Genomic DNA, 25,668 nt, shown 5'->3' with positions numbered 1-25,668 from the left:
GAGGTGCCTACTTCTCGGCGATCCAGACCATCTCCTGGTTCGCGTCTTCGATCGGGTCCCAATCGAAGCCGCCGAAACCCTGCCACGATGAATACGACGAGAGCCGAAAAAGCAACTCGAATTCTCGCCGCGAGACCAGGTTCAACGGTGTATTCGTCCGGAAGCGTTTGTCGCCAGATTGATCGAGAACCACCGTCCGAATATGAGCGAGCTGTTCCACCTCGTTGACAACTTCGGTCTTCGTTCGGTACATGTACGTCTCTCCCTCGATCTCGAGCGTTCGTTCTTCCCACGTGCCGTACTGTTCGCAGATCACCTCGAAGCTCGGGACGAAGGCGTTGAGGACGAGACGGCCGCCGGGCGCGAGGGCGTCGTGTATTCGCTCGAGCGCCTCGAGTTGGTCGTCGATCTCGATGACGTGCAAGAACGTGCGGAACGGGACGATAACGAGCGCGTACTCTCGATCGGCCTCGAACGCAGTGACGTCGACTTCCCGAACGGTGGGATCGAGTTCGTCTTCGGCCGCGTTTTCTCGAAGGATCTCGAGCATGCTACTCGAGATGTCGATTCCATCGGCGTCAACGCCGTCGCGAAGCAGTTCGAGGTAGATCCTGCCCGTACCACAGCCGACCTCGAGCACCGGACCGTCCGCTTCCCGCGCGAGATCTCGGTAGAACTCGAGATCGCCGTCGACGCTCTCGTCGTAGACGGCATCGTAAAACGCGGCTGTCTCGTCGAAGTATTCGTCAACGTCCATGCGAACTGCAACGAATCGAGACACAAAAACGGTAGCCGTGGTATGGGCCACGATACCAATGTAGTTTCCTCTAATCGCTCGCCAACTCAGGGGCCGCTTTGCTCCTCCCCGAGCCGGTCAGATTCCGTGACCCATCAAATGACTTCGCAACACGTCGGCTTCCTTATTCCCGGTCCCCGTGTTCAGGATCACGATCGTCTCGTCGCCGTCGAACTCGCCGTCTTCGGCAAGGTCCCACGCGCCGCTCGCGGCTGCGGCGCAGGTGGGTGCCATCTCGAGTCCCTCGCCTTTCGCGACGGCGATAGCCGCCTCGAGGATGTCGTCGTCGTCGGTGGCGACCGCGCCGCCGTCGGTCTCCCGGAGCGCTTCGAGAATCCACGGACCCGCGTCGGGATCGGGGATTTCGATTCCGCCGCAGATCGTGTCGGGATGCTCGACGGGTTCGTGTACGTCGCGTCCGTTCTCGAACGCCTCGACGATGGGCGCACAACCCTCGGCTTGGGCGGCGTAGAGTCGCGGCAGTTCGTCGGTTATGCCGAGTCGCTCGAACTCCCGTGCGGCTTTGTACATCCCGACGAGGCCGACGCCGCCGCCGGTCGGATAAACGATCGCGTCGGGAACCTCCCACTCGAGTTGTTCTGCGATCTCGTAGAACATCGTCTTCTTGCCCTCGTGGCGATAGGGCGTCGAGAACGTCTGGAGCGAGTACCAGTCGTCGTTCTCCGCGAGCGCCTCCGCGAAGGCCGCGCCCGCGTCTCCGATTCGACCCCCGACGACGTTCATGTCGCCACCGTGGACGTTGATCATCGCCTTGTTCGTGAAACTCGAGCGCGAGGGGACGAAGACGTGCGAGTCGATATCGGCCCGTCCGGCGTAGGCCGCTCCGGCCTGCCCGGCGTTGCCCGCCGTCGCCAGTGCAACGTCGCTCGCCCCGTGCTGTGTCGCGGCCGTCACGGCGACGGTCTGACCCCGATCCTTGAACGTCCCCGTCGGATTTCGGCCCTCGTCTTTGAGCAGGACTCGCCCGACGCCCAACTCCTCGGCCAGCTTTTCGCATTCGACCAGCGGCGTCGTTCCCTCGTCCATTGTCACGGCCGACTCTCGCGTGAACGGCAACAGTTCCTCGTACCGCCACAGCGAGTCGAACGGCCGCGACTCGAGTTGCGTTCGATCGAGGTCGATCGCCCCGTACTCGTAGCTCGGATCGAGAATCCCGCCACACTCCGGACACTCGTGGCTCGCGTCCTCGGCGTCGAACGTCGCCTCGCAGTCGACACACTCGAGGCCGCGAAAGGCGTCTGTCGTCTCCATACCGTTCGGTTCGTCGCCCAGAACTAAGGACTGTCCATTGGCCTCGCTACGCACGGATTCGACCGGCTACACAGATTTCACTTTGGGTGTCTCGAGAACGGCAGACGCGAATACCTGCAGAATTAGTTGTCGCCGGTCTTCGACTGCCACTCGTAGCCTCGCCGTTTGGCCGATTTGCCGAAGCCACACGAGGAGCATTCGCCTTTCTTCACGTGGTACGATTTGTTGCCACAGCGTCGGCACTTGACGTGTGTCGTCTTGTTCTTCTTTCCTTGGCTCGGGGTTCCTGCACCAGTCATGGAGTGATCGAAACGACGTTATCGCCGCGTATAATGGTTGTGTCTTCGCCCGGCGCTTCCTCTGCGAGTTCGTCTTCGACGGGAATCGTCACGTCTTCTAAGACGAGGTTCATGTGTTGGTCATAGCCGGTGAGGTCGCCGACGTACTCGTCGCCGCTCTTCAATCGGACTGTAACCCGTTCGTCGAGTGACGCCTCGAGGACGTCCAGCGGTCGTCCACTCATACGAAAGACCGCAGGTGATGGACACTTAATCGTACCGGTCGTCTCTGGAACAAGATTACCACCTCAAAACCGGCAATAGCGGGCCTGAATTGCCGAGGAACATGAATGTACTGGCCAAATAAATTGGAACATGTCGACACATTCACCACTCAGTTTGGAGTTCAAAGAAACACCAAAAATTGGTCGTTCTCTCTCTCGAATCAAGTCAACCACTTGATGACCGAGGTGCAGTGGTCGACACCCGAAGTGTATCCGAGCAGACATCCCTCGAGTTCGTTGCGAGCGCTACGCCGGCTTCCGTGGTTCTGGGCGTCCACGCTCCCGTTCGCTTCCGTTTCACTGGCCGTTCTCGCTTCGATCAGCACAACGGCTAAGTGCGCTCCCGTGGATGTCCATCGTATGGGCAACAAGAAGTTTACCCTCATCGAGTTGCATCTGGACGGCGACACCCAATTCGGTCCGAAAGTGATCGACGACGCGCTTCCGTTCGGCGAACGGGTCGAAACGGAAGCGCTCGATTCCGAGGAAGAGGACGAGGCCGCAGCCGCCGAAGACGACTCGAGTGGCAAGGGTGCAATCGGCGTCCTCGTCGGACTCGCCCTTCTGGTCGGCATCGGCGTCGCCCTGAAGAAGTTCCGCGGTGACGACGACGAAGACGAGTTCGAGCAACGTGAAGAGCCGGACGTCATCGTCAACTAAGTTCCGCAGACAGCGACCGGGCCGAACGCTTTTGCGTCCGCTCGTCCTAGTTCAGCTATGAATCTTTATCGCAGCGCCCGGGCAGTCGCCGGGGCCTCCGGTGACGATGCAGTCGACTGGCAATCCGCCGCCGACGCCGCCAAGGCTGCAACTGATCCCGGATCGCTGGATCTCGCGTCCGGCGAACGCGAAGCGTACGCCGAGGATGTCCGCGAGGCCAGAGCAGGCGTTCGCGAGGTTTCGGGAGCCGACTTCGACGTCCCCGAAACCATCGAAATCCAGAACCGCCACCACTGGATCGACGCCAACGTCGCCACCTTCGAGCGGGTAATGGCACCGGTCGAGAACCACACCGAGGTGTTCCCGGGCGTCGCCAGAACGATCAACACGGGAACGATGACGGTATTGCTGTCTTTTCTCGGACGCAACGTACTCGGCCAGTACGATCCGTTGTTGCTCGCCGACAGACCCACCGATGACCACGCCCTCTACTTCGTCAGGCCGAACATCCTCAACGCCGCCGAAGTGCTCGAGGTCGACTCCGACAGGTTCCGCCGCTGGATCGCCTTTCACGAGGTGACACACGCCGCGGAGTTCGGTGCCGCTCCGTGGCTGTCGGACCACCTCGAGAGCCGCATGGAGGACGGGATCGACGCGCTCGCGGAGGGGAGATTCAACAAGGCCGCGTTTCGCGATCTCGACGCCGCGATGACCGTCGTCGAGGGCTACGCGGAACTACTGATGGACCACGCTTTCGACGACGAGTACGAAGACCTGCGTCGAAAGCTCGACGCCCGCAGACAGGGTCGCGGGCCGCTCCAGCAACTGTTCCGTCGACTGCTCGGACTCGGACTCAAGCAACGACAGTACGAACGCGGAAAGAACTTCTTCGAACACGTCGTCAGAATTCGGGACCTCGAGACCGCGAGTCTGGTGTGGGAACGGCCGGGGAACCTTCCGACCCACGACGAACTCGACTCTCCGGGAACCTGGGTTCGGCGAGTCGAGCGGTAACCACTGCCGTTCGGGAAAGCGGTCACCGACCACTCCGTTTCACACGTCTCTCGTTCCTGTTGCTGTCCATCTCGACTGTTGCTGTCCAATCTCGGTCACGTAATCTTCCCCTCAATGTCATCCGCGGTTTTCGGCGGCCTCCCCGTTGAGGACGACCGCCGAGACAGCTATAGCGATCGGATGCGACTAGACACTAATGGTTTCGCTCGATACGGTTTTCGACCTGCTCAGTGACGAACGTCGGCGGTACGCTATCTATTATCTCAAAGAGCACGGAGGCGAAGTTACCGTCGAGGAGCTACTCGAAACGGTCGCGTCCTGGGAAACGGATACCCACCCGCCGAACATCCCGGACGACTTTCTCCGGGAGATCAAACTCGAACTGCAACACCTCCACCTCCCGAAGGCGAGCTCCGTCGAATTTATTGAATACCTTCCGGAAGACGACGTCGTAAGAGTTCGTGGACAGCCCTCGGAATTCAAGACGGTCGTAACAATCGCTCGACTCATCGAACAACCCAGCGAAGAGTGACCGTCCTCGCCGTTTCCGACGGACGGCCGAAATCGAAGCCGGGGAAATCATCGAAGGATCCAGCGAAGATACCAGAGTAGACAGCTCCCAACCACCAGTCCGCCGATCGTCGCCAGCCCGACGACGGGGACGGAGGCGTCGCCGAAGATCGCCATCAACCCGCCCGAAAGGCCAACGAGACAGACGAAACTGATCATGAGCCGATTATCGTCCGAAAGCTCTCTCGACGTCGTGTCTCGCCGGCTCACAGTTGGTGTGGGGCGCTGACGTGCATCGTTCTGAACTTCCATTCCGCTTGATCGGCATCCAGGCCCTGCCGCTCAAGCGTTCCGCTCCACCGGGTGTCGAATCGCCACCGCTGCCCGCTCTGCGTGTCGGTCCACGCGAGGGTAACCTCGTCGGCGAAAATTGCGTACTCGTCGCGGTCGTCGACGACGAGGTTTTCGCTCTCGACGGTCCACTCCGCGGTCGATTCGGCCTGTTCGCGAAGGGCGTCGGCGACGTCTTCGTAGCCGAAAACCGCCTCGCTCACCCCGAACTTGGTCGTCGAGTCGCCCTCGAGGAAATACGGATGTAGTTGCCCGCCCCGGCGTAACGTCTCGTAGTACTCACGAATCGTTTCCTCGACGTTCATGTGTGGATGCTCGAGACCAGTACACAAAGCCTCTCCGGCGGACCGTCGCCCCAAATTGGGAGCGAAAAAACTGGTTGTGGAGGTTCGATTCTGTGGAGGGAGAGAAAGCTGTTGGAATTATCAGAAATTACATGAATCCGCGGTCGACCTCGTCGGCCTCGATGAGATCGTCGAGTTCCTCGCTCAACAGTTTCTCCGCCTCGTCGAACTGGTCTGCGAGACCGTCGAGTTCGTCGGGGCGGTCGTACTGATCGTACTCCATCGGACCGAACGCCGGACTCTCGAGGGCGTCCATCATGTCGTCGAAGAAATCCTCCGCGGTCGTCGGCGCGTCCGCGTGGGTTTCGACAACCGTCTCGAGCCGTTTCGCGACGGACTCGGCGTGATCCTCGTCTTCGGGCGGAGACTGGACGGCGAATCGACCGCCGCTTTCGCGTTCGGGCAGGAACGAGCCGATTTCGTCGTCGAGGCTTCGAGCAACTCGGGTCCCAACGCCGTGGACCTCGAAGGGATTCTTCGCGTACGTCTTCAGGAAGAACACCCCCGCATTCGGGTGGGCGAGATACATGTCTTCGCCGACCCCGCCAGCGCGGTCGCCGGCGACAGCGCGCCAGTCCTCCGGATCGGCGCTGTGATCGGTGACGTCCTCGAGTACGTCTTTAAACTCTCGGATCCGCATAATTGGAGATTGGAGGGCGTGAAGAAAGAACGTATCGGTCCGACCGAAGCCGGTTCGAACTGCTGACGATCGAACCAAAAAGAATACGACAACCCGCCCCTCAACAACCGTAACCCCTGTTTGAATCATGGTCTGGTCTGAAACAATCAGTTATTCCGAACTGTTTCGCGAATCGCCGATCGAATGCTCGCTCATCTCTATCGGCCCGGTTGCACTCGCGTTCGGTCAACTCGGAAATAGTTACATCAACGGCATCTCTCCGGTACTCGCGATCGCGTTTGCGATTGCGATGATCACCTTTGCAGTCGTCGCGACCGGCCACTACGCCGCAGCCTATCGACTTCGACAACTCGAGTCGTCAGCCACCCGGTGAGAACGAACTGTTTCTCTCATCGCGTCCCGGTATCGGGATCTGTCGCGACCGTCGTCGCTTCGCGAGATTCGTAGGCGTTGTACCCGGCCAGCCCCGCGATAAGTAGTCCCGAGACGGCGGTGCTCCAGAAGAGGCCCATCGTCATCTCGAGAAGTGCCGCCGCAACGATCAGCCAGATACCGAGGAGCGCGACGAGCGTCGCGATACCGGTGCTAAGCGGGATGTCGTTCGATAACCGGTAGTAGTTGTAGCCTGCGGCGAGGAAAACGACGGCACCGACCGCGACGTTGTTCCACAGCGATGCCGTCGCGACATCGTAGACCAGCACCGACAGCGCAACCCAGGCACCGATCACGGCGACGATACCGCTGACGAACGCCGTGTTTCGCCGGCGCTCTTCGTTCGCGATTTGCGTCGACTCGTTTCGCGGATCCCCACCCGCGTCGACCTGCGCGGCGTTCGTCGTCCGTTCGTCGGATCGAATCCGGTCGTCTGCGCCGATATCGTCGTCGGTAAACTCGTCTCCGGCCCGGTGATCTGAACCCACGCTCGTCTCGCCGTCGTCGTCGTTGGGACTGGGGTCACTCATCGCGGGATCGGTTCGAGTCGGATCCCAAAAGCGCCGGCGACTGTTCCAATCGCGTTCGCATCACTGTCGGTGGTAATACCGTTTTACTACGGAAACGGTTCGATCTTCACCCCCTCCAATCGATGCGGGTCCCGGTGAGATCAACTCGGCCGCGTCGAGGCGAATTCCCCGGAGGTTTGCAGCGAAAACGAAAACGTCGACCCCTCGCCGGGTTCGGATTCTACCCAGATTTCGCCACCGTGGCGTTCGATGATCCGCTCGCAGATAGCGAGACCGATACCGGTGCCCGCGTACTCCTCGCGGCTGTGCAGCCGGTCGAAAACATCGAAGATCCGATCCGCGTTATCGGAGTCGATCCCGATCCCGTCGTCATGGACCGAAATAATCGTTTTCCGACCGTGTTGTTCGGCAGATACGTGAATCTGGGGCGGCTCCTCGCCGCTGTACTTGATCGCATTACTCAGCAGGTTCTGGACGACCTGCTGGAGCTGACTCGAGTCGCCCCTCACACAGGGGAGTGACTCCGTGGAAATCGCCGCGTTCTGCTCTTCGACCTGAATCTGGAGGCTTTTGAGAACCCCTTCGAAAACGTCGTCCATCTCGACCGGTTCGAAGGACTTTCCGTGGGTTTCAACGCGGGAGTACGTGAGCAACGCATCGATCATTTCCCGCATGCGATCAGCTCCATCGACGGCAAACTCGAGGAACTCTTCGCCGGTGTCGTCGAGCTCCTCACCGTAGCGTCGGTCGATTAGTTCGAGGTAACTCGAGACCATCCGGAGGGGCTCTTGGAGGTCGTGAGACGCCGCGTAGGCGAACTGTTCCAGCCGTTCGTTCGACTCCTTGAGGTCCTCCTCTCGGTGTCTTTGCTCGAGTTCGTATTTGATCCATTGGCCCATCAAGTGATGGAAGGTTCGCTCGGCGGCGGAGAATTCCCGCGACCGTTCCTCGTCGGAGACGAAAAAGAACGTTCTGTCCTGACACGCCTCGAGTTCGATTCGCGTTCCGAGGTAGGTCTCGATCCCGTACTCGTCGTAGGCGGCGGTCTCTTCGAATCCGTCGCCTACCGGATCGGTAACGCTGATGGTTTCTTGGCCGTTCACTATCGACTGACAGTACGCTTCCGAGAGCGGGACTTCTCCTTCCGGAACAACCTCGCCATCGGATTCGCTCGTCAGTTCGACCTCCAGCGCATCGTTCGGTTTGTCGATCCGGGCGATACAGCCGACATCGAGATCGAAGCGTTCGCAACCGAGTTCGAAGATCGCGTCTAGTTTTTCCTCGAACGTCCGATCCGTATCCGCTGCGATCTCGTACAACGTTCGCTGGTGGCGCTCGCGTTTCTCCTGCTCGAGTTCGTATTTGACCCACTGACTCAGCAACCGATGAAACGTGCGTTCGTCGTCGCTGAACCCTTCGCTTTTTGGCTCTTGAGAAACGAAGAAGAACGTTCGGTTTGTCGTCGCCTCGAACTCCAGATACGTGCCGAGATACGCCGATACGCCGCATTCTTGATGCGCGATGGTTTCGTCGAAATCGTCCAGCGATGGATCGGTCACAGCTGTGACGCCAGATCGATCGATCACTGCGGGACAGAACGTCTCCGAAAGCGGCATTTCGAGACCGGGTTCGAACGCGTCCTCGGTCGCGTTTGTATACTCGAGTTCGAACGAATCCGTTTCGGGTTCGACGCGGGCGAGGCCGCCGAAATCGAGTCCGAACCGTTCACAGCCGAGTTCGAACAGATCTTGAAGTTTTTCCTCGAAGGTCTGTGTCGAGTCGGCCATGATTTCGGTTTGCTCGTGGAGCGACTGTTGGCGTTCCTCCAGTTCGTTCTTCGCCGTCGATCGGTCATAGAGCGTGTCCATCATCCGATCGACAGTGTTTTTTGGGGTTTCAGGACCGAAGAAATCAGCAGGGGGCGTGTAGTAGAAATTCTGGCAGATTGTCTGTTGTTGGACCACGTAGGGATGTGTCTTGATGATATCCCGGATTATCTCCGGGGAGAACCGCTCGCGGTTGTACTGACAGAGTGCGATGGCGTTAGCCTGTGGGAAAAACTGGTTGAGTTTCGTTTCGTATTCGATGAGATCCTCGAGGTCGGTGCTCTCGCTGAGCACCCACGTCATTTCTCCCGTAATTCGGAAGCCGTCGTACGATTCGGTGGCGTCGTCGATCGCCGTCGAGAGACTCGACAGCATCTCGTCTGGATCGAACGCTCCGTTTTGGAGGTAGGAGTTTGCCGCAGTGTCAATGGTGAGCGCGCCCGACTCGAGTGTTGCTTCCGTATCGATTCCCGCGGTCTCCATCGCCGCTCGAACCTCCGCCTTGCTGTTCTCATCTGCAAGGTATAGACATCGTTCGCCTCGCTCGAGTCCTTGCCGGACGAACGGAATCGCGGTCTGGAACTGCTCGTCTCGGGATTCGTAGACGAGCGCGAGGTGATCGTTCGACTCGTGATGTCTCGAGGATTCGACCGGTCCTCGAAAGTCGGGACTCGCTTGAAGGGCCTCGACCCCGGTCTGGGCAGTCGGATCGTCTGTTTCCGCGTGTTGTCTAATTTCGCTCATGATCTCCCCGTGTTCAGTCAGTTGAAGGCATCGACGTTCACGGCAGCCGTCCACCAACGAGATCAGCAGAGATCGGCGTGGATATCGTCTTCGGTACCCTGTGAGGACGCATTCGGGTAATTTCAGCTGTAGTTCTGAAGGGCAATTCGCGTACTAAGGGATCAACAGATGAACACATAAAAGTCCGCGGGTGGTTCCCATTCGATATTCTAGAACTCTTCGAGAGCGTCTCCTCCTCCTGCTTTCTCCTTTGAACGTTCTCTCTTTTCTGAGCGCTCGAAAGGGAAGCCCCACACTATCCGAAGTGGTGGCATCGTTCAAGAACGCATAAATCCCTGCCCCGGTTGCGTCCACGTATGGACGCGTACGAGTTGATTATGCGAAACGCCGAGGAGGTTGTCACCGACGAGGAGGTGCGGGAACTCGCTTCGAATCCCGACGGCAAGCGCGCCTACGTCGGCTACGAACCCTCGGGTGTGCTCCACCTCGGGCATCTGCTGACCGCGAACAAACTGATCGACTTACAGGAGGCCGGCCTCGAGGTCGTCGTCTTGCTCGCGGATGTCCACGCCTACCTCAACGGCAAGGGAACCTTCGAGGAAATCCGCGAGACGGCCGAACAGATGCGCGCGCAGTTTCTGGCCTACGGACTCGAGGAAGACCAGACCGAGTTCGTCTACGGCTCGGAGTTCCAGCTCGACGAGGAGTACACGCTGGACTTGCACACCTTGGAGCTCGAGACGACGCTGAACCGCGCTCAGCGCGCGATGGCTGAGATTCAGGGCGGCGAGACGGCGAAGGTGAGCCACGTCGTCTACCCGCTGATGCAGACTCTGGACATCGAGTACCTCGACCTCGACCTCGCCGTGGGCGGAATCGACCAGCGGAAAGTCCACATGCTCGCCCGCGAGGAGTTGCCTGAACTGGGCTACGACGTCCGGCCATGCCTCCACACGCCGATCGTCGCCGATCTCACCTCGGGCGAGGGCAAGATGTCCTCGAGCGAGGGCGTCACCATCTCGATGGAGGACTCGACGGACGAACTCGAGGACAAGGTCAACTCCGCGTTCTGTCCGCCGACGGCCGATCCGGAAGGCGACCTCGAGAACCCGGTTCTCGAACTGTTCGAGTACCACGTCTTCCCCCGCTTCGAGGAAGTCGTCGTCGAGCGACCCGACGAGTACGGCGGTGACATTACTTACGAGAGCTACGAGGCCCTCGAGGCCGACCTCGAGTCCGGCGAACTCCACCCCGCAGACGCCAAAGGAACCCTCGCGAGTTACCTCGACGAACTGATCGCGCCGGGCCGAGAGAAGCTCCGAGAGATTCGGTCCTGACGAATCACTTGAGACGCGCGAATCCCTCGACAAACGAACCACTTGTCAGCGAAGTAGTCACGGCATACGCGCCTCTGGACCGACCACAGCACGCGCGGCGGCGCGCGCTGGATCGGGGTTCGATCGAACCCCGATCAAAACCCGTGCGAGGTTTTCGATCACAAAGTGATCGAACGGCTTGGAAGTCGTAAAGCGTCTTCCAGTGGATGAGGGAACGAGCGTGCGAGTGACCGAATCGGTTGGGGAGGATGTGGAAATCCCTATTGTCGGCGATAGTGGGGTGTTAAAATCATTTTGCAGCTGAACCGTGGAAGAATATCAATTACCCAAAACACTATCGAACGAACAACTACCGACTCCAGATTGAACTCCTGTCTTCGAGTGAGTATAGCGAAGAAAATCGCGAGACGAGTAAACGAGCGGCTTCGTCGCATTCAAGAACCACCCACGCAAGCACCCGACATGGAGAAACTCGAGCGGCTCGACGACTATCTCGAGAATCGCGACCTCGCGTCGGTCTGGTTCGCCCGTCCGAACTCGTTTACCTGGCTCACCGGCGGCTCGAACGTGATCGACCGAGCCGCGGACGCTGGCGTCGCGGCAATCGGTTACGACGGCGACGAACTGACGCTTCTCACCGACAACATCGAAGCCGACCGCATCCTCGACGAGGAGTGCCCGAACCTCGAGGAACCACCTGTAGTCGAACGATTTCCGTGGCACGAAACGTCCCTCGAAGACGCACTCACGGAGTACACAGGGAAAAACGCCGCGGCGGATATCGACATCCCGTGGTTCGAACGGGTCGATCCGACGACGCTTCGCCAGCCGTTGACCGAGCAAGACTGCGAGCGATACCGCGATCTCGGGGCCGAAACCGCCGCCGCGGTCGAATCCGTTTGTCACGAGCTCCGTAGCGAGGACACTGAACACGAAGTCGCCTCCGCGCTCCGGGTTGCGCTATCAGCTCGAGAAATCGAAGCGCCCGTCATCCTCGTCGGCGGCTCCGAACGCGCCACCGAGTATCGCCACTACACGCCCAAACGCGAGGAGCTCGGCGACTACGCGCTCGTTTCGGTAACCGCACAGCGAGACGGCCTGCACGCGAGTTGTACAAGAACCGTTGCGTTCGACCCGCCGACGTGGCTCAAGGACCGCCACGCGGCCGCGACTCGAGTCGAGACGACGGCGCTTGCGGCCACGCAAGAACTCGCAACTGCAACCAAAACACCGGAGACGACCCCAAGGGCGGGCGATGTCTTCGACGCGATCCAGCACGCCTACGACGAAGTCGGCTGGGACGGCGAGTGGGAACTCCACCACCAGGGCGGTGCCGCTGGCTTCGCCGGCCGCGAATGGATCGCCACGCCGGATCACGAGGCGGCCGTGCGAGCGCCGATGGCCTACGCCTGGAATCCGACCATACAGGGTGCAAAAAGCGAAGGAACCGTTCTCGTTACCGACAACGAGTTCGAACCGCTGACGGCCACCGGCCAGTGGCCGACCGTGACCGCCCGAGCCGTCGACCGCGATCTCGAACTCGAGCGACCGGGTATTCTCGGAATCCACGACGAGTGACTCACAGTGACCAGTGCCAACCGAAGTTTCGGAGATCAATGAGACGTGAAGCGACAACGCGTTAACCGACAACACTGAGCCGTTGAAGTCGACGAGACCGGTTCTCGAGACTGTCACCCGGCCTATCTTACTACCGTCGGTACAGTTATTCTGACCCTAAATCCGACGCGTCATCAGCCGATGAGTCTTGATCCTCAGAACTGGGGTCTTCCGTAGCGGAATCCGTTTCTGTGGTATCGTCGGACGCCGCGTCGTTGCTCTCACCGTTCTCGAATTCTTCCTCGAGTGCGGCCACGTCGTCCTCGTCGACCGTGATCGTCACGGGTTCGGCGTCTTCATCGTCCTCGAGCTCCCGCTGGCCGTCTCGATCGAGCAGTCGGTCGAGCGTGAAGATGGTGTTCAGTTCCTGTTGGACCTGATCGACGACGCCGCCGACGAGGTCGCTCGGCTGGATCGCCGTGTACTCGTAGGGATTGTTCCCCGCGCCTTCGCTGGCGCGTTTTTCCCGGATAACGCGGTCTTCGTCGTTGAGCTCCGCGAGTGCTTCTCGGACGGTACTCGGATAGAGGCCGGTCCCCTTGGCGACCTCCTCCGACGTGCTTCCTGGATTCGCCAGCAAGTAGACGTAGATCTTCGCTCTCGTTTCCGTGTCGAGGATCCACGAGAGGAGATCGACGATCCGCTGGTCGACCTCGTCAGCCGCCGTTTCACGCATTCGTTCGCCAGTCTCGGATGAATCGTTCGGACCGTCCGCTCGGTCGTCCGGACCATCTGGCTGGTGCTCGTCGATCTCGTCTGAAGCCATGTGTCCTCTCGTCGGGGACAAAGTTGTCCGCGGTGTTAAAGCTTTGCAGCGGCTAGCGAATCGTTCGCAAGCCGATTCTACTCACTCTCCCTCGAGAAGCAGCGACTCACACAGCGCATCCGTCCCCTCCTCCTGTCGAAGCCGGCGCTGGGTGTCCGTCCCGCTCGGGGAGTCATAGACGTCTTTGATGCCGTCGATGCCCAATCGTTCGCACTCTCGATCGACGACCTCGCCAAGCCCGACGGTGCCCTCGAGATCGCGATCGATGAACGTCGCGTCGTGACCGTTCCGGATCGCCCGCCACTTGTTGTCGTCGAGGAGTTCGCGCCGGTGGCGTTCGCCCGTCGTTCCGTCCTCGTACTCCTCGGCCAGCGCTTCGACGAGCGCGTGGCAGTATTCGACGAATGCCAGCACGATATCGGGATCGGCTTGCCCATCCGGCGTTCGAATCTCGACTGTTCCGTGCTCTGTGTGCGGGCGAACGTCGTACCACAGCTCACCCCTGTCGCGAATCGAATCGGCCTCGAGCATCCGCCGCTCGAACGTGTCGAAGGCCTCGTAGTCCTCAAAGTGGGTCGGCATACCCGTGTTGGGCAGCGCTTCGAATATTTTTCCCCGTGCAGACTCGAGGCCGGTGTCGAACCCGTTCCAGTACGGCGAGTTCGCCGAGAGCGCGAGCATGATCGGGACGTACCAGCGCAGTTCGTTCGCGATCCAGACCGCTTTGTCAGCGTCGTCGACGCCCACGTGGACGTGGACGCCAGCGGTCGTGTTTCGGTGCTGTGGGTACTGAATCCGATCGAGTTGCGACTGGTACCTTGGCTTCTCCGCGTGCTCGAGTTCGCGCCACTTCGCGAGGGGATGCAATCCCGCGGCGGCGATCTGGTACCCGTGTTCCTCGGCGTATTCGACCAGCGCCCGTCGAATCTCGAGGAGCGCACCGCGGGCGTCTTCGGGACGTTCGATCAGCGGCGTCTGTGTTTCGATGACGAACTTGAACAGCTCGTGATCGAGCCGACCCTCGAGAACTTCGGGTGGGTCGTGCTCGTAGACGAGTTCGTCCGTCCCGCTCGTGGGCCGTCCGTCGCCGTCGACGACGAAACATTCCTCTTCGATGCCCAGCGTGCCCATCCGTGTGAACGATTCCGACGACCCGCGTTCCATCGTCTGTGGCTTTCGGCCGAGGTGGTAAATACGGTTTGGACTCGGAAGCGCTCTCGGTGATCGGAACCTGGTACGCTCGAGAGCGGTCTCGAGCGAGCGTTTCGCCGAAGAAACACGCTACTACCGCGTTACTGGGGGCGCGCGACGATCGCGAGGTGGTCAGTGTGGTAATCGTCTAACCGCTCGGTCTCGAGGATCTCGTAGCCGTCAGAACTCGCCGTTAGCTCCTCGCGAACGTCCGCGAATACGTCCTCTGGGTCGCGCGTCACGTCTTCGCTCCTGGCCTTGACCGCGAGCAACAGGCGTCCGTCCTCGGCCAGAAACTGACGATTTTCGAGTGCGACTCGGGCCTGCCCTCGAGTCGCGACATCTTGGACGATAACCTCGACGTCCGACTCCACGACGTGGGCATACGTCTCGGGTTTCCGGGCGTCTTTCAACAGCGGAAACAGGCGCGGCCGCGACTCAGCGGCCGAAAGGAGGTCTCGAGCGGGTCGCGGGGCGAACTCCACGGCGTAGGTCGGTCCCGAGAAGTCCGCGACGTGGCTCACCGTCGTCCCGCTCGCCGCGCCGAGGTACAGAACCGTCTCCCCGCCCTCGAGGCCGTGATCCAGCCCGAGTTCGATCATCGCGCCGAGTTTCGATCGGTGAGGGTCCCACGCGCGCCACTCGTCTTCGATCGGTTCACCGTAGACCGGCTCCCCTCGAGTGGCGAGTCGCTCCTCGCCGTCGATTTGGCGTCGCTCGACGCCCTGTGGGAGGTTACTCATCGTCGGCACCTCCGTCGGTATCGTCGACCCCATCAGCATCGGCGACCGCATCACTGCCCTCGCCCCCGCCGTTGTACTCGTCACCGGTTCGAGCCCGAATCGTCTCGAGGCGCTCGGTCAGTTCGGCCTCGAGGTCGGGGCGGTACTCCCCCGAGTAGTGGTCGACTCGCGCACCGATCGAGAGCTTGCCGGCGAGCGCCCGCGCCGCCGAGCCCCGATTCTCCATCGGGGTCCGACGAACGCCGTCGTGCATGTAGATGATGCCGTGTTTCGGCGACGGAGCGTGCCCGCGGAGGTGGGCGAACAGCGCGTCTTCGGCACCCAGGACTTGCACGGTCCCGCTCGGTTTCTTCGCCAGCGACTCGAGGCCGCCGGCCAGCGAAATCAGTCTCGCGCCGAGGACGGGCCCGGCAAGCGCGCTTAGATTCGGCGCGACGGTCGGCATCGTTTGTTCAATGTACTCGCCCAAACGTTCGGCCTCCTTCTCGAGTTCGACGACCTGCTCGGCCAGCGAAGTGACGGCCGTCTCGTCGGGGTCTGGATCGTCGCTCGCGAGCGCTCGAGCGTATTCGATTCCCGTTCCGGCGTCGGGGTCGAGCGTTCCGCCCCACTCCGCGACCCGTTCAGCCAGCTCGTTCGCGGTTCGCTGGCAGTCGTCCATCGCGCGAATCGCGTGGATCAACTGGCTGTCGTCAGCTCGCTCGCGTTCGGTGACGGCCGCTCGAGTCGCGGCCATCGTCGCTCGGTGGAGGAGATCGTAGTACTCGTTCTCGTCGTCGACGATCCCTGCGTCGACCGCCCGTGCGGGCCAGGAATCCGATTCGCTCGCGGCCCCCTCGCGTATCGTGGCGGCGAGTGCGTCATCGCTCGCGTCGGAATCGGATGCGACGGCCGCAAACCATCCCGCTGTCGTAGTCATACGTGCCCGTTTCCGCCGCGTGCGATTAAAGGCCCCGTTCGGAGCCGTCACAGCTCAGGAGCGAGTCACTCGAACGCGAGCAGATCGAAAAAATCCCGTAGCCGCCCGACGTTTGCTCGAGCGAACCGCCCAGAAACGCCTCGATATCGAATCAGACGCCGAACGTCGCTCGAAGCATGTCTCGCGTTCCCGGCCCGAGTCCAACCGCGACGACGGTGATCATGAGCAAGATTGCATAGCGCGGGCTGTCCTCGAAGACCGTCTCGTCGAAGATCCAGATGACGAAGACGGCGGCGGCCAGTTTGACGAAGAGGAAGGGCCAGGCTTCACCGGTCACCGCGACGATATCTGCGGGCAACAGCGCACCCGTCGTGTCGACGATCCACGCGTTGACCGGATGCTTGGGGACGAGATTGTTCGCGTGGCCGAACGCGGTCGCCCAGTCGAGTCCGATGACGTTCGCGACGCCGTCGACGGCGTGGGCCCAGATGACGACGAGTCCCATGTACTCCGTCCCGCGGTTGATTCCGGGTATGAACGTCTGGATGAGCAACCAGGTAATCCCGGTTGCGACGGTCGCGCCGACCAGCGTGACGACCAAAAGCCACCCATAAAACGTCGCGTACGGCTCAGTTGCCGTGAGGTAGCCGAGATACCCGACGGTCACCACGAGAAGCACCGTCCCGATCCCCGCGAGCGGGTACTCGTAGCCCGAGACGTGGTCGTTTCGCTCGAGCCACACCGAGACGGCGACCGCGATCGCGGCGACGATGAAGACGACGAAGTAGATTAGCGGACTGATGAGAAATCCGGACCACGGCAGTTCGATCGCGAGCTCCCCGGTGTCTCTGTAGGCCGCGACGTTCGCGTCTTCGACGACGCGCAACGCACCGCCGAAGAGCATGAACGGAAACAGCCCGTAGAAGCCGGCCCGATAGCGGTCGATATCGAGGCGCTTGATCAGGAAGATGATGCCGATGACGCCGAGGATGAGCGTCGGGATGTAGCCCGCGTACGACTGCCAGGTGTACCCCGGAGATGCCGTTGGTCCCTCCGCACCGGGTTCACACTCGATCTGTTCGCCGCCAGCCCACGCGACGCAGTTCCAGCCGTGGGCGTCGGCGACCACCGGTCCCCAGTAATAGTGCCAGATGACGTCGACGTACACTCGCTGCGGAAAGAAAATCGCCAACAGGGCGACCGCGGAAGCGAGGATAGCGACGGTCGCGGCCCAGACGTGTTCTGGACCGAACCGCTCGATGAAGTCGTCCATGACCGATATCCGTGGCGGCGACCGCTTACCGTTTCCGGTTTCTCGTACGCGTTGAAACCGGCCGATTCGAAACGAGAGACCGCCTCGAGTCCTGCGCTCAGCCGTCGATCGCTTGCGTCGCCTCGAGTAGTTCGTCGTGAATCTCCCCGTTAGAGGCCACGAGCCCGACGCTATCGTGCCTCCACCGTTCGCCCTCGAGATCGGTGACGGTTCCACCCGCCTCCTGGATCATCTTGACCCCAGCAACGGTATCCCAGGCGTTCGTCGGGAGGTTCGTCATCGTCCCGTCGAGGCCGCCGCAGGCCACCATCGCGAGCGTCGCCTGTGCGCAACCGAACCGGCGCATGTCGCCGAAGCGCTCGACGACCTCCCGGTTGGCCGCGGCGTACTGGTCGCGCTGGTCGAAGTTCCACCAGAAGGTCGGGCAGACGGTGGCCGCTTCGGGATCCGCCGTCTCGCTGACCGAAATCGACCGATCGTTTCGGAAGACGCCTTCCGGACCCGCGCGATACGTATCCTCGAGCGCCGGAAGCACGGTCGCTCCGGCGACCGGTTCGCCGTCGATGACCGCCGCGACTGCGGTCCCGAACACGCGGAGGCCGCGGACGTAGTTGTTCGTGCCGTCGATCGGATCGACGATCCAGGCGGGGCCGGATTCGGGGACCTCCTTGAGTTCGTCGTCTTCCTCGCCGACGACAGCATCGTCGGGGAACTCCTCCCGAATCGTCTCGATCACGGCGACCTGCGCGTCGCGGTCTGCCTGCGTAACGACGTCCGTCTTCCCGTCTTTCGTTTCGACGTCGAGTGTGGTTCGAAACGAGTCTTCAGCGATAGAAGCGCCCGCTCTGGCTGCACGGAGCGCACAGTCAGCTCTGTCGTCGGCCCGCTCGAGTTCGTCCATTACTCGAGTATCGGCGGTGGAAACGAAAAGTTGTGGTGGTTTGATGGCTCCCGCGCGACAGGGGTGAGACAACGGATCTCAGACAACGTATGATAGATGCCTTCGATCTCGACGGACGAGTCGCAGTCGTAACGGGCGGCGGACGCGGTATCGGCAAAGCGATCGCACTCGAGTTAGCCGCCGCGGGAGCGGCGGTCGTTCCGACCGCTCGAACGACCGCGGAAGTCGACGCCGTCGCCGAAGAAATCGAATCCAGCGACGGTACCGCGATGGCCGCCGACGCCGACGTAACCGATCCGGACGCAGTTTCGGCGGTGATCGACCGCACTGAAGCCGAGTTCGGCGGTATCGATATCGTCGTCAACAACGCCGGGTTCAACCCGGACGACGCGCTCGGCCGCCCCGAGGAAATTTCGACGGAGAGCCTCGAGAACGTCCTCGAGGTCAATCTCAGCGGAGCGTTCGAGGTGACGACCGCCGCGGCGGAGTCGCTCCTCGAGAGCGACGACGGATCGGTGATCAATATCGCGAGCGTCGGCGGACTCGTCGGGCTTCCCAGACAGCATCCGTACGTGGCTTCGAAACACGGGCTCGTCGGCCTGACCAAGAGTATGGCGCTGGACTGGGCCCCTGAAGTGAGAGTCAACGCCGTCGCACCCGGATACGTCTCGACGGAGTTGACCGAGGAGCTCGAGGCGAACGACCAGCTCCGGCAGTCGATTCTGGATCGAACGCCGCTCGAGCGCTTCGCCTCACCCGAAGAGATCGCAGGTCCCGTCGTCTTTCTGGCGAGCGACGCCGCGAGCTACGTGACCGGTGAGTGTCTGGCGGCGGACGGCGGGTGGACCGCACGGTAGGTGCAGTTCCCGTATCGAACGGAGCGATCCGGTGTGCCGAATTCGACCCTCTTTGTCGACATTTCGCCCACCTCTCTCGACGGAGTCCGCGATTTCACTCGAGAGCCGTCGCTCTCGCTCAAGGCTTGGTTCAGTAGTAAGTTGCGAGGGAAGATCGCTTCGTGCTGATCTTCCGCATCGTGCGTGGCGAACGACGATATCGACTCGACCTGCGCTACCGTTAGTAGCCCGCTTCGAGCGGTCGTTCGCAACGCTGTGATGCGAGGGGAGGGAATTGAACCCACGAACGTCTACACGAACGGATCTTGAGTCCGTCGCCGTTGACCGCTTGGCTACCCTCGCACACACGCCACTGTTAGAGACTATCGTTTGAATACCCTGCGATTCCGCGGTGACTCGAGTCGACGCCGAGGCTGGGAACGGAACACTCCTCGCTCTCGAGTGCGGACACCGGCCCTACGTTACTCAGTGACCCGCCACTGCGACTTTCGACGATTCGGGGTCGGCGTCGAAAAAATCCTCACTGTAGCGCTCGCCACAGTTTGTACAGTTGTACCCACCTTCGATATGTTCGTAGAGACGCTCACCACAGTCCTCACAACGACCGTACGGCTGTTGCATTACTCGGAGATAGCAATGGGGTGCGGATAAGTACAATGGCCGTTTTGCTAGGTATCTTCCTCGAGGAGGATATGAGCCGATCGAACGTTCGACGGAGCCGACCCGAACCGATATTCCGCTGGCCGGGCTGGTGTCTCCATGGACGAGCACACGAACGATCCAACGGTCGGGCCGCCCGCGGGGAATCCCCCGGGCTGGCTCGAGGAAGACGACCGCTGGGAGCACGGAACGCTCCGACGGGCGACGATTCACGGCGTTCGGCTGTTCAACTCGAAAGCGTACCACGAGAGTCACGACTGCTTCGAAGCGGAGTGGTACAACTACGGCCGCGGACGGACCGAGAGTGCGTTCCTCCACGGGATGGTTCAGGTCGCCGCCGGGGCGTACAAACACGTCGACTTTCGGGACGACGACGGCATGCGCTCGCTGTTTCGGACGGCGCTTGAGTACCTCCAGGGCGTCCCTCAAGATTACTACGGGGTCGACCTGCGCGACGTTCGCACCGTCCTGACCAACGCTCTCGAGGACCCCGAACGGATCGGCGACTGGCAAATTCGACTTGACAGCTCGAAACCGGCGGCTCGCGATGTCGATTTTGCGTACGCCGAGGCGCTCGAGTGATGGAGTGTCTGGCTCGAGTACCTACCTGATCGGGTCGATGAGGCGGTAGCCGTCGAGTGAGAAATCGCCGTCTCGAGGAACTGTACTGGTGCTTATTGTCCACGAAAGACTGACTTGACATCCGATTGTACGGTTCCGTATCGGGGTATAGCCGCGTTGTGCTACTCGATACCGCGCTTCGCTCCCAACCGAATTGCCTTTGAGGCTGACCGACCTATATCCGACAATGAGAGTTGCACAGATCGGGTCGGGTACGCCGGAGTTGGCGATTCTCGCCGGCGTTCACGGCGACGAGCCTTGCGGCGTTCGAGCCGTCGAACGACTGCTCGAGCAGCGGCCGGCCGTCGAACGTCCCGTCAAGCTCGTCGTCGCGAACGAACGAGCGCTCGAAGCGCAGGAGCGGTATATAGATGAGGATCTCAATCGCGCGTTTCCCGGCGATCCAGGCGCGGAAACTCACGAAGAACAATTGGCAGCCGAACTGACCGACGAGCTCGAGGGGTGTTTTACCTTCTCGATGCACTCAACGCAGAGTCACAGCGAACCCTTCGCAATCGTCAAAAGCGTAACCGAAACCGCCAGAGAGCTCTGTCCGCAACTGCCCGTCGCGGCGATGGTCGAAACCGGGAACTTCTCGGAAGGGCGGCTCTTCACCGAGATCGACACGATCGAAGTCGAATGCGGGCTCCAGGGCAGCGAAACGGCAGCGGAAAACGCCTACAGCCTCACACGCGCATTCCTCACCGCGACCGGCGCGCTTCCGGGCGATAGGGTCAGTCGCGAGCTCCCGGTTTACCGGCTCATCGACTGTATCTGGAAGGACCAGGCCGATACGTACGAAGTGTTCGTCGATAACTTCACTCGAGTCGACGAAGGCGATTCCTTCGCGGCTGCGGACGGCGAGAAGCAGGTCGCCGACGAATCGTTCTATCCCGTTCTCATGTCGGCCAACGGCTACCGCGACGTTTTCGGCTATACCGCGGAGAAACTCGACGTTCTCTCTTCACAGGCGACTGCGGACTGATCCGATCGCCGGGCAACGGACTGTTACCGCCCGACGCCGCTCAACGATGGGCGCGCGACTAATCGACCATACCGCGACCAGCCGGCCCATACCGCGACCAACCGAGTTACACACAATTTTCCCCGCGGGTGTCACATTGATACCCGCTGACTGCTTTCTCGAGAGTAATGAGTGAATTACCGTTATTCGTGGCGCTCCTTTCGGACCCGTTCCCGAACGGAATCAGCCACTACGCGGCTGGGGGATTGCTCGTCGGACTCGGGGTTGCGGTGATCTACCTCGGCACGGCGATACCGGCTGGTGCAAGTACGTTTCTCGAGTCGACGCTATCGTACACCTCGAACCTCTCTCGGTTCCAGCAGTACCGTCCATCGCGCGACTGGCGAGTCGTCTTCACGCTCGGCATCGTCGCCGGGGCGGCGATATATGCTGTCACGCTCTCGCCACAGGACGGGCTCTGGGTAACCGAGGTCGAGTGGTGGCGACTGCTTATCGGCGGCGTCCTCATCGGAATCGGGACTCGAGTCGGGAAGGGCTGTACCTCCGGCCACGGCGTCTGTGGCGTCGGGTCGGTTTCGGGGGCGTCGTTCGTCGGCGTCGCAACCTTTCTCCTAATCGCGATCGGAACCGCACAGCTGGTTCAGGCCGTGGGGGTGGCCGGCCTGCCATGAGCGCCGAACACGACCAACACCCGCTGTTCATGCCGCTGGTGTTAGTCGGCGGGCTGATCTTCGGGTTCGGACTCGGCCTAAGCCAGATGGCACAGCCGGAGGTTGTCCTCTCGTTCTTACTATTCGAGGACTTCGGCCTGCTGTTCGTCATGGGCGGTGCCGCCGTCGTGACGGGTATCGTCTTTTTCACCGCGCCGCGACTGGTCGGTCGGGCACCGATGACCGGGGCGTCCTACGGTCGCCGACTCAAGACACTCGACAAGAACGTCGTTATCGGCGGCGGCATCTTCGGCGTCGGCTGGGGTCTCTCGGGCATCTGTCCCGGCGCGGCCTACGCCAGTCTCGGGGTCGGAAACTACGCCATCCTCTGGGGGATCGCGGGGATGTTCATTGGCGCGTACGCGCAGGGATTCTGGCGGTCGGCGAGCGCGGACGACGCTCGCTCGGCGGCAACTGCCGACTGACGGCCGACTGACGTCGTCTCGTTTTCGCGACCGGCCAGATGGAGATTCGCTGGCACACGAATCGGATACCGGAAGAGCCCGCACGTACCGAAGCACAGTCGTGACTTCGGGTCGTCTCGGTTCATATGGACCGTCCGTCCCGACGGCGTTTCATCCAGACGGTTGGCGCGACATCGACTCTGTTCGCCGGTTGTCTCGAGGATTCGAACGAAACGGAACTCACGGAGCCGGGAGACGCACCCGAATATGAGTGGTCCGAACCCAGTTGGGAACCCGCTGATGGCGTGCCCACCGAAACGGACGTCGAATCGACGACGGTCGTCTCCGGCCTGGAGATCCCGTGGGACCTCACCTTCGCCGACGACGACGCGTTCGTCACCGAACGAGACGGTGGTGTCAGGCGTTTCGACGCGGACTCGATGCGAGAGGACGCACAACTCGAGGCGGCGGACGGCGAGGTGATCCTCGAGGCCACCGACCTCCCGGATCGATCGGCACCCGGCGAGGGCGGGACGCTCGGCCTCGCGGTTCACCCGTCCTATCCGGACGAGTTGGCTCTGTTCGTCTACTACACCGTCGATACCGGCGAGATCGAAAACCGCGTCGTTCGATACGATCTCGAGACCGAGGATCTCGAGCCGATCCTCGAGGGGATACCGGGAGCGACGACCCACAACGGCGGACGCATCACGTTCGGTCCCCAAGACGATCTCTGGGTGACGACCGGTGATGCGGAAACGCCGGCTCTCACACAGGATCCGAGTTCGTTGGCGGGAGCGATTCTCCGCGTGACGACCGATGGCGATCCCGTCTCGGGGAATCCCAACTTCGGCGACGAAAGCGATTCTCGGACCTACTCACTCGGCCATCGAAATCCGCAGGGAATCGACTTTTGTCCGGATGGGGTCCCGTTCGTGGCCGAACACGGCCCGGTGGCTCGAGACGAGATATCGATCGTCAACCCCGGCGGCAACTACGGGTGGGACGTGCTTCGCGGCGGGCCCGACGACCCGGAGTACGAAGCGTACGGAGACGGCGAGTACGACGAGGTGACGCCACCGGTTCTCAACACGGGCCCCGACAAAACGTGGGCGCCATCCGGCATCGACTTTTACGACAGCGACACGATTCCGAACTGGAAAAACCGACTGTTCGTCTGCGGGCTCACGTCGGAAACGCTGTACGCCGTGTCGTTATCGAGGGATGACGAATTTTCGAGAACCGGGAACGAAGCCGAAAGCAACGGCAGCGAAACGAGCAACGGAGACGGAAGCGAGGAAACTCGAGACGACGGAGAGTGGCTCGACGACCGGTTGACGGCGACCGCCCAGCCGCTTTTCGGGGACGAGTACGGTCGACTTCGCCACGTCGAGCAGGGACCCGACGGAACGTTGTACCTGCTCACGTCGAATCGCGACGGTCGAGCGGACGGGGAGTTCCCGCTCGCGGACGATGACCGAATCGTACGTCTTGAGCCGTCGTGAAATGGATCTTCGAACGAAAATTACACTCGTTCTGTCTCTGTTTTTCACACGTCTTGTGCTGGGATAACGGTACTCTCGTCGGAATTTTCAAGCACAATAACACTTTTGACCCAGCTATTGGATTTCCCCGTATGGAAAACCCAACGCAGCTCGTTTCCGGTGATCAACTATGAGTACGTTCGTTTTAGTTCATGGAGCATGGCATGGCGCCTGGGCGTGGTACAAGGTCGTACCGAAACTCGAGGAAGCCGGTCACGATGTCGTTACGATCGATCTTCCTGCACACGGAACCGATACAACCCCGGTCGAGGAAGTCACCCTCGAGAGCCACGTTGAACGCGTCGGAGATGTGCTCGAAGCCCAGGATGACCCGTCGATTCTGGTCGGCCACAGCATGGCTGGCGTGATAATTACGCAAACGGCCGAGTACTACGCCGACGAGATCGATACGCTCGTCTACCTCACGGCGTTCCTTCCCGAACACGGCAACTCACTTGTTGACTACTCGAAATCGGACGAGGAATCGGTAGTCACGCAGAACCTCGTCGTCGACGAGGACGCCGGAGAGGCTCGTGTCCCAGACAGTGCAACTCGAGAGGCGTTCTACGGTGACTGCTCGGAACCCGACGTGGAACTCGCTCAATCACTGCTTCGGCCCGAGCCCTTGGCGGGAATGGTTACGCCGGTGGAAACCACTCCGGACGAGTTCGGGAGTGTCCCACGGGTCTACCTGCGCTGCGATCAGGATCGGGCAATCACTCCCGGAGCCCAACGGGAGATGCTCGAGGCACTCCCCTGCGATGAAGTTCACACACTCGAGGCGAGTCACTCGCCCTTTTTCTCCGCCCCGGAAACGGTAGTCGAAAAGCTACTCACTGCGGTCTAACTGCCGCGAATCGACTTCGAACGCGTAGATCCGCTTCGACGAAGACTGTATTCGCTTCAGCGGAAATCGTGTTTTCCGACAAATACCGGGCCGGTGAATGCTGGATAATGACGCAAGGCCTATCTGATACACTCCCGTATGATGTGGTATGGAATTCCCACCAAATCAGGGCCACGATCAGGACGAAGTCGACGAGCACGTCGAAGAAACCCTCGCAGAAAACGAGGTCGTTCTGTTCATGAAAGGAACGGAACTGATGCCCCAGTGTGGGTACTCCCGAAGTGCACTGGGTCTCATCAGCGAGCACCGCGACGAGTTCGAGACGGTCGACGTTCTCGATTCGCTCGGTGAGTACCGCGCGGCACTCGAGGAACACAGCGGCTGGGAGACTATCCCACAGACGTTCGTCGACGGCGAGTTCGTTGGCGGCTCTGACATCCTTACGGAACTCGAGGAACGTGACGAACTGGCCGAGACGCTCAACGCCGCCTGAGCGCGCCACCCACTGTGGCTCGAAACGCGTATCGGACGAATAACTACATTGGTACGGGCCTGATATGTCCGTATATAACAGCAGGTCATATATGGCACGCTCCCGTACTAGCAACCAGC

At 61.0% G+C, this 25,668-nt stretch carries 30 protein-coding genes and 1 tRNA gene; 14 read left to right on the top strand and 17 right to left on the bottom strand.

Annotated elements, in window-relative coordinates:
* Positions 1-7 precede the first annotated feature (7 nt).
* The 4 genes from QNM96_RS08325 to QNM96_RS08310 all read right to left on the bottom strand — a co-directional run bounded on the left by QNM96_RS08325 (position 8) and on the right by QNM96_RS08310 (position 2,591).
* Entirely contained in the window at positions 8-757 is a 750-nt protein-coding gene (locus QNM96_RS08325) for a class I SAM-dependent methyltransferase (protein WP_283835623.1), read from the bottom strand.
* A 117-nt stretch (positions 758-874) separates the two neighbouring features.
* Positions 875-2,068: a threonine synthase gene (locus QNM96_RS08320; RefSeq protein WP_283835622.1), complete on the bottom strand. Its 1,194-nt coding sequence runs from the start codon at positions 2,066-2,068 to the stop codon at positions 875-877.
* Between the two features lie 122 nt (positions 2,069-2,190).
* Positions 2,191-2,367 (bottom strand): 50S ribosomal protein L37e, encoded by a 177-nt coding sequence (locus QNM96_RS08315; RefSeq protein WP_283835621.1) that lies wholly within the window; start codon positions 2,365-2,367, stop codon positions 2,191-2,193.
* Positions 2,364-2,591, bottom strand: a complete 228-nt coding sequence (locus QNM96_RS08310) for an LSM domain-containing protein (RefSeq protein ID WP_283835620.1) — start codon at positions 2,589-2,591, stop codon at positions 2,364-2,366. The genes QNM96_RS08315 and QNM96_RS08310 overlap by 4 nt, the downstream gene beginning before the upstream one ends.
* A gap of 399 nt (positions 2,592-2,990) precedes the next feature.
* Here QNM96_RS08310 and QNM96_RS08305 point away from each other — a divergent pair, with 399 nt between their 5' ends.
* From QNM96_RS08305 to QNM96_RS08295, 3 genes are all read left to right on the top strand, one after another.
* On the top strand, positions 2,991-3,290 hold the full coding sequence (locus tag QNM96_RS08305) for a hypothetical protein (protein ID WP_283835619.1): 300 nt from the start codon (positions 2,991-2,993) through the stop codon (positions 3,288-3,290).
* A gap of 57 nt (positions 3,291-3,347) precedes the next feature.
* Positions 3,348-4,304, top strand: coding sequence for a zinc-dependent metalloprotease (locus tag QNM96_RS08300; RefSeq protein ID WP_283835617.1), 957 nt, complete (start codon positions 3,348-3,350; stop codon positions 4,302-4,304).
* Positions 4,305-4,500: 196 nt separating this feature from the next.
* Positions 4,501-4,836 (top strand): hypothetical protein, encoded by a 336-nt coding sequence (locus tag QNM96_RS08295; RefSeq protein ID WP_283835615.1) that lies wholly within the window; start codon positions 4,501-4,503, stop codon positions 4,834-4,836.
* A 47-nt stretch (positions 4,837-4,883) separates the two neighbouring features.
* Here QNM96_RS08295 and QNM96_RS08290 read toward each other — a convergent pair whose 3' ends face one another.
* The 3 genes from QNM96_RS08290 to QNM96_RS08280 all read right to left on the bottom strand — a co-directional run bounded on the left by QNM96_RS08290 (position 4,884) and on the right by QNM96_RS08280 (position 6,149).
* Entirely contained in the window at positions 4,884-5,084 is a 201-nt protein-coding gene (locus QNM96_RS08290; RefSeq protein WP_283835665.1) for a hypothetical protein, read from the bottom strand.
* Entirely contained in the window at positions 5,081-5,470 is a 390-nt protein-coding gene (locus tag QNM96_RS08285; RefSeq protein ID WP_283835613.1) for a nuclear transport factor 2 family protein, read from the bottom strand. Before QNM96_RS08285 ends, QNM96_RS08290 begins: the two co-directional genes overlap by 4 nt.
* Positions 5,471-5,597: 127 nt before the next feature.
* Positions 5,598-6,149 (bottom strand): hypothetical protein, encoded by a 552-nt coding sequence (locus QNM96_RS08280; RefSeq protein WP_283835612.1) that lies wholly within the window; start codon positions 6,147-6,149, stop codon positions 5,598-5,600.
* A gap of 127 nt (positions 6,150-6,276) precedes the next feature.
* Here QNM96_RS08280 and QNM96_RS08275 point away from each other — a divergent pair, with 127 nt between their 5' ends.
* Positions 6,277-6,522, top strand: a complete 246-nt coding sequence (locus tag QNM96_RS08275) for a hypothetical protein (RefSeq protein WP_283835611.1) — start codon at positions 6,277-6,279, stop codon at positions 6,520-6,522.
* Positions 6,523-6,538: 16 nt separating this feature from the next.
* Here QNM96_RS08275 and QNM96_RS08270 read toward each other — a convergent pair whose 3' ends face one another.
* Both QNM96_RS08270 and QNM96_RS08265 read right to left on the bottom strand, forming a co-directional pair.
* On the bottom strand, positions 6,539-7,111 hold the full coding sequence (locus QNM96_RS08270) for a hypothetical protein (protein ID WP_283835610.1): 573 nt from the start codon (positions 7,109-7,111) through the stop codon (positions 6,539-6,541).
* Between the two features lie 140 nt (positions 7,112-7,251).
* Positions 7,252-9,681 (bottom strand): MEDS domain-containing protein, encoded by a 2,430-nt coding sequence (locus tag QNM96_RS08265; RefSeq protein ID WP_283835609.1) that lies wholly within the window; start codon positions 9,679-9,681, stop codon positions 7,252-7,254.
* Between the two features lie 356 nt (positions 9,682-10,037).
* On the opposite strand from QNM96_RS08265, the gene QNM96_RS08260 reads away from it, so the two are divergent.
* On the top strand, positions 10,038-11,018 hold the full coding sequence (locus QNM96_RS08260; protein ID WP_283835608.1) for a tyrosine--tRNA ligase: 981 nt from the start codon (positions 10,038-10,040) through the stop codon (positions 11,016-11,018).
* Between the two features lie 462 nt (positions 11,019-11,480).
* The gene (locus tag QNM96_RS08255; protein ID WP_283835607.1) at positions 11,481-12,596 is read left to right on the top strand and encodes a M24 family metallopeptidase; all 1,116 of its coding nucleotides are present in this window, start codon (positions 11,481-11,483) and stop codon (positions 12,594-12,596) included.
* Positions 12,597-12,741: 145 nt separating this feature from the next.
* Here the strand turns inward: QNM96_RS08255 and QNM96_RS08250 are convergent, their stop codons facing one another.
* From QNM96_RS08250 to QNM96_RS08225, 6 genes are all read right to left on the bottom strand, one after another.
* Entirely contained in the window at positions 12,742-13,401 is a 660-nt protein-coding gene (locus QNM96_RS08250; protein WP_283835606.1) for a helix-turn-helix domain-containing protein, read from the bottom strand.
* A gap of 81 nt (positions 13,402-13,482) precedes the next feature.
* Positions 13,483-14,565, bottom strand: a complete 1,083-nt coding sequence (locus QNM96_RS08245; protein WP_283835605.1) for a glutamate--cysteine ligase — start codon at positions 14,563-14,565, stop codon at positions 13,483-13,485.
* 128 nt (positions 14,566-14,693) lie between these two features.
* Complete coding sequence (locus QNM96_RS08240) at positions 14,694-15,335, bottom strand: fibrillarin-like rRNA/tRNA 2'-O-methyltransferase (RefSeq protein WP_283835603.1); 642 nt, start codon at positions 15,333-15,335, stop codon at positions 14,694-14,696.
* Positions 15,328-16,254, bottom strand: coding sequence for an NOP5/NOP56 family protein (locus QNM96_RS08235; protein WP_283835602.1), 927 nt, complete (start codon positions 16,252-16,254; stop codon positions 15,328-15,330). Before QNM96_RS08235 ends, QNM96_RS08240 begins: the two co-directional genes overlap by 8 nt.
* Before the next feature lie 151 nt (positions 16,255-16,405).
* On the bottom strand, positions 16,406-17,527 hold the full coding sequence (locus tag QNM96_RS08230) for a DUF63 family protein (RefSeq protein ID WP_283835601.1): 1,122 nt from the start codon (positions 17,525-17,527) through the stop codon (positions 16,406-16,408).
* 97 nt (positions 17,528-17,624) lie between these two features.
* The gene (locus QNM96_RS08225) at positions 17,625-18,428 is read right to left on the bottom strand and encodes an inositol monophosphatase (protein WP_283835600.1); all 804 of its coding nucleotides are present in this window, start codon (positions 18,426-18,428) and stop codon (positions 17,625-17,627) included.
* Between the two features lie 89 nt (positions 18,429-18,517).
* Between QNM96_RS08225 and QNM96_RS08220 the strand changes: the two genes are divergently transcribed.
* Entirely contained in the window at positions 18,518-19,285 is a 768-nt protein-coding gene (locus QNM96_RS08220; RefSeq protein WP_283835599.1) for a glucose 1-dehydrogenase, read from the top strand.
* Positions 19,286-19,544: 259 nt separating this feature from the next.
* On the opposite strand, the gene QNM96_RS08215 is transcribed toward QNM96_RS08220, so the two are convergent.
* Both QNM96_RS08215 and QNM96_RS08210 read right to left on the bottom strand, forming a co-directional pair.
* Positions 19,545-19,627, bottom strand: a tRNA-Leu gene (locus QNM96_RS08215).
* Between the two features lie 123 nt (positions 19,628-19,750).
* A complete protein-coding gene (locus QNM96_RS08210; RefSeq protein WP_283835598.1) occupies positions 19,751-19,906 on the bottom strand; it encodes a hypothetical protein in 156 nt (51 codons plus the stop codon).
* Between the two features lie 138 nt (positions 19,907-20,044).
* Between QNM96_RS08210 and QNM96_RS08205 the strand changes: the two genes are divergently transcribed.
* The 7 genes from QNM96_RS08205 to QNM96_RS08175 all read left to right on the top strand — a co-directional run bounded on the left by QNM96_RS08205 (position 20,045) and on the right by QNM96_RS08175 (position 25,549).
* Positions 20,045-20,527 (top strand): DUF309 domain-containing protein, encoded by a 483-nt coding sequence (locus tag QNM96_RS08205; protein ID WP_283835597.1) that lies wholly within the window; start codon positions 20,045-20,047, stop codon positions 20,525-20,527.
* 226 nt (positions 20,528-20,753) lie between these two features.
* The gene (locus tag QNM96_RS08200) at positions 20,754-21,551 is read left to right on the top strand and encodes a succinylglutamate desuccinylase/aspartoacylase family protein (RefSeq protein ID WP_283835596.1); all 798 of its coding nucleotides are present in this window, start codon (positions 20,754-20,756) and stop codon (positions 21,549-21,551) included.
* Between the two features lie 167 nt (positions 21,552-21,718).
* Positions 21,719-22,222: a YeeE/YedE family protein gene (locus QNM96_RS08195; protein ID WP_283835595.1), complete on the top strand. Its 504-nt coding sequence runs from the start codon at positions 21,719-21,721 to the stop codon at positions 22,220-22,222.
* The gene (locus QNM96_RS08190; protein WP_283835594.1) at positions 22,219-22,686 is read left to right on the top strand and encodes a DUF6691 family protein; all 468 of its coding nucleotides are present in this window, start codon (positions 22,219-22,221) and stop codon (positions 22,684-22,686) included. The genes QNM96_RS08195 and QNM96_RS08190 overlap by 4 nt, the downstream gene beginning before the upstream one ends.
* A 125-nt stretch (positions 22,687-22,811) precedes the next feature.
* Positions 22,812-24,170 carry a PQQ-dependent sugar dehydrogenase gene (locus QNM96_RS08185; protein ID WP_283835593.1) on the top strand — a complete coding sequence of 453 codons (1,359 nt, stop codon included), beginning with the start codon at positions 22,812-22,814 and terminating at the stop codon, positions 24,168-24,170.
* Between the two features lie 169 nt (positions 24,171-24,339).
* Positions 24,340-25,056 (top strand): alpha/beta fold hydrolase, encoded by a 717-nt coding sequence (locus tag QNM96_RS08180; RefSeq protein WP_283835592.1) that lies wholly within the window; start codon positions 24,340-24,342, stop codon positions 25,054-25,056.
* Positions 25,057-25,204: 148 nt separating this feature from the next.
* Positions 25,205-25,549 carry a glutaredoxin family protein gene (locus QNM96_RS08175; RefSeq protein WP_283835591.1) on the top strand — a complete coding sequence of 115 codons (345 nt, stop codon included), beginning with the start codon at positions 25,205-25,207 and terminating at the stop codon, positions 25,547-25,549.
* Positions 25,550-25,668: the final 119 nt, after the last annotated feature.

This window comes from Halostagnicola sp. A-GB9-2 (assembly GCF_030068615.1).
Classification (GTDB): domain Archaea; phylum Halobacteriota; class Halobacteria; order Halobacteriales; family Natrialbaceae; genus Halostagnicola.
This window is presented reverse-complemented; position numbering and strand designations above follow the sequence as displayed.

What these genes read in the sequence shown, in the direction of transcription:
- QNM96_RS08270 (WP_283835610.1), bottom strand. Translation starts at nt 7,111, where the DNA reads ATGAGTGACCCCAGTCCCAACGACGACGACGGCGAGACGAGCGTGGGT.
- QNM96_RS08285 (WP_283835613.1), bottom strand. Translation starts at nt 5,470, where the DNA reads ATGAACGTCGAGGAAACGATTCGTGAGTACTACGAGACGTTACGCCGG.
- QNM96_RS08255 (WP_283835607.1), top strand. Translation starts at nt 11,481, where the DNA reads ATGGAGAAACTCGAGCGGCTCGACGACTATCTCGAGAATCGCGACCTC.
- QNM96_RS08200 (WP_283835596.1), top strand. Translation starts at nt 20,754, where the DNA reads ATGAGAGTTGCACAGATCGGGTCGGGTACGCCGGAGTTGGCGATTCTC.
- QNM96_RS08230 (WP_283835601.1), bottom strand. Translation starts at nt 17,527, where the DNA reads ATGGACGACTTCATCGAGCGGTTCGGTCCAGAACACGTCTGGGCCGCG.
- QNM96_RS08205 (WP_283835597.1), top strand. Translation starts at nt 20,045, where the DNA reads ATGGACGAGCACACGAACGATCCAACGGTCGGGCCGCCCGCGGGGAAT.
- QNM96_RS08175 (WP_283835591.1), top strand. Translation starts at nt 25,205, where the DNA reads ATGGAATTCCCACCAAATCAGGGCCACGATCAGGACGAAGTCGACGAG.
- QNM96_RS08250 (WP_283835606.1), bottom strand. Translation starts at nt 13,401, where the DNA reads ATGGCTTCAGACGAGATCGACGAGCACCAGCCAGATGGTCCGGACGAC.
- QNM96_RS08225 (WP_283835600.1), bottom strand. Translation starts at nt 18,428, where the DNA reads ATGGACGAACTCGAGCGGGCCGACGACAGAGCTGACTGTGCGCTCCGT.
- QNM96_RS08300 (WP_283835617.1), top strand. Translation starts at nt 3,348, where the DNA reads ATGAATCTTTATCGCAGCGCCCGGGCAGTCGCCGGGGCCTCCGGTGAC.
- QNM96_RS08325 (WP_283835623.1), bottom strand. Translation starts at nt 757, where the DNA reads ATGGACGTTGACGAATACTTCGACGAGACAGCCGCGTTTTACGATGCC.
- QNM96_RS08220 (WP_283835599.1), top strand. Translation starts at nt 18,518, where the DNA reads ATGATAGATGCCTTCGATCTCGACGGACGAGTCGCAGTCGTAACGGGC.
- QNM96_RS08245 (WP_283835605.1), bottom strand. Translation starts at nt 14,565, where the DNA reads ATGGAACGCGGGTCGTCGGAATCGTTCACACGGATGGGCACGCTGGGC.
- QNM96_RS08180 (WP_283835592.1), top strand. Translation starts at nt 24,340, where the DNA reads ATGAGTACGTTCGTTTTAGTTCATGGAGCATGGCATGGCGCCTGGGCG.
- QNM96_RS08295 (WP_283835615.1), top strand. Translation starts at nt 4,501, where the DNA reads ATGGTTTCGCTCGATACGGTTTTCGACCTGCTCAGTGACGAACGTCGG.
- QNM96_RS08210 (WP_283835598.1), bottom strand. Translation starts at nt 19,906, where the DNA reads ATGCAACAGCCGTACGGTCGTTGTGAGGACTGTGGTGAGCGTCTCTAC.
- QNM96_RS08185 (WP_283835593.1), top strand. Translation starts at nt 22,812, where the DNA reads ATGGACCGTCCGTCCCGACGGCGTTTCATCCAGACGGTTGGCGCGACA.
- QNM96_RS08310 (WP_283835620.1), bottom strand. Translation starts at nt 2,591, where the DNA reads ATGAGTGGACGACCGCTGGACGTCCTCGAGGCGTCACTCGACGAACGG.
- QNM96_RS08190 (WP_283835594.1), top strand. Translation starts at nt 22,219, where the DNA reads ATGAGCGCCGAACACGACCAACACCCGCTGTTCATGCCGCTGGTGTTA.
- QNM96_RS08315 (WP_283835621.1), bottom strand. Translation starts at nt 2,367, where the DNA reads ATGACTGGTGCAGGAACCCCGAGCCAAGGAAAGAAGAACAAGACGACA.
- QNM96_RS08280 (WP_283835612.1), bottom strand. Translation starts at nt 6,149, where the DNA reads ATGCGGATCCGAGAGTTTAAAGACGTACTCGAGGACGTCACCGATCAC.
- QNM96_RS08260 (WP_283835608.1), top strand. Translation starts at nt 10,038, where the DNA reads ATGGACGCGTACGAGTTGATTATGCGAAACGCCGAGGAGGTTGTCACC.
- QNM96_RS08235 (WP_283835602.1), bottom strand. Translation starts at nt 16,254, where the DNA reads ATGACTACGACAGCGGGATGGTTTGCGGCCGTCGCATCCGATTCCGAC.
- QNM96_RS08305 (WP_283835619.1), top strand. Translation starts at nt 2,991, where the DNA reads ATGGGCAACAAGAAGTTTACCCTCATCGAGTTGCATCTGGACGGCGAC.
- QNM96_RS08320 (WP_283835622.1), bottom strand. Translation starts at nt 2,068, where the DNA reads ATGGAGACGACAGACGCCTTTCGCGGCCTCGAGTGTGTCGACTGCGAG.
- QNM96_RS08275 (WP_283835611.1), top strand. Translation starts at nt 6,277, where the DNA reads ATGGTCTGGTCTGAAACAATCAGTTATTCCGAACTGTTTCGCGAATCG.
- QNM96_RS08265 (WP_283835609.1), bottom strand. Translation starts at nt 9,681, where the DNA reads ATGAGCGAAATTAGACAACACGCGGAAACAGACGATCCGACTGCCCAG.
- QNM96_RS08195 (WP_283835595.1), top strand. Translation starts at nt 21,719, where the DNA reads ATGAGTGAATTACCGTTATTCGTGGCGCTCCTTTCGGACCCGTTCCCG.
- QNM96_RS08240 (WP_283835603.1), bottom strand. Translation starts at nt 15,335, where the DNA reads ATGAGTAACCTCCCACAGGGCGTCGAGCGACGCCAAATCGACGGCGAG.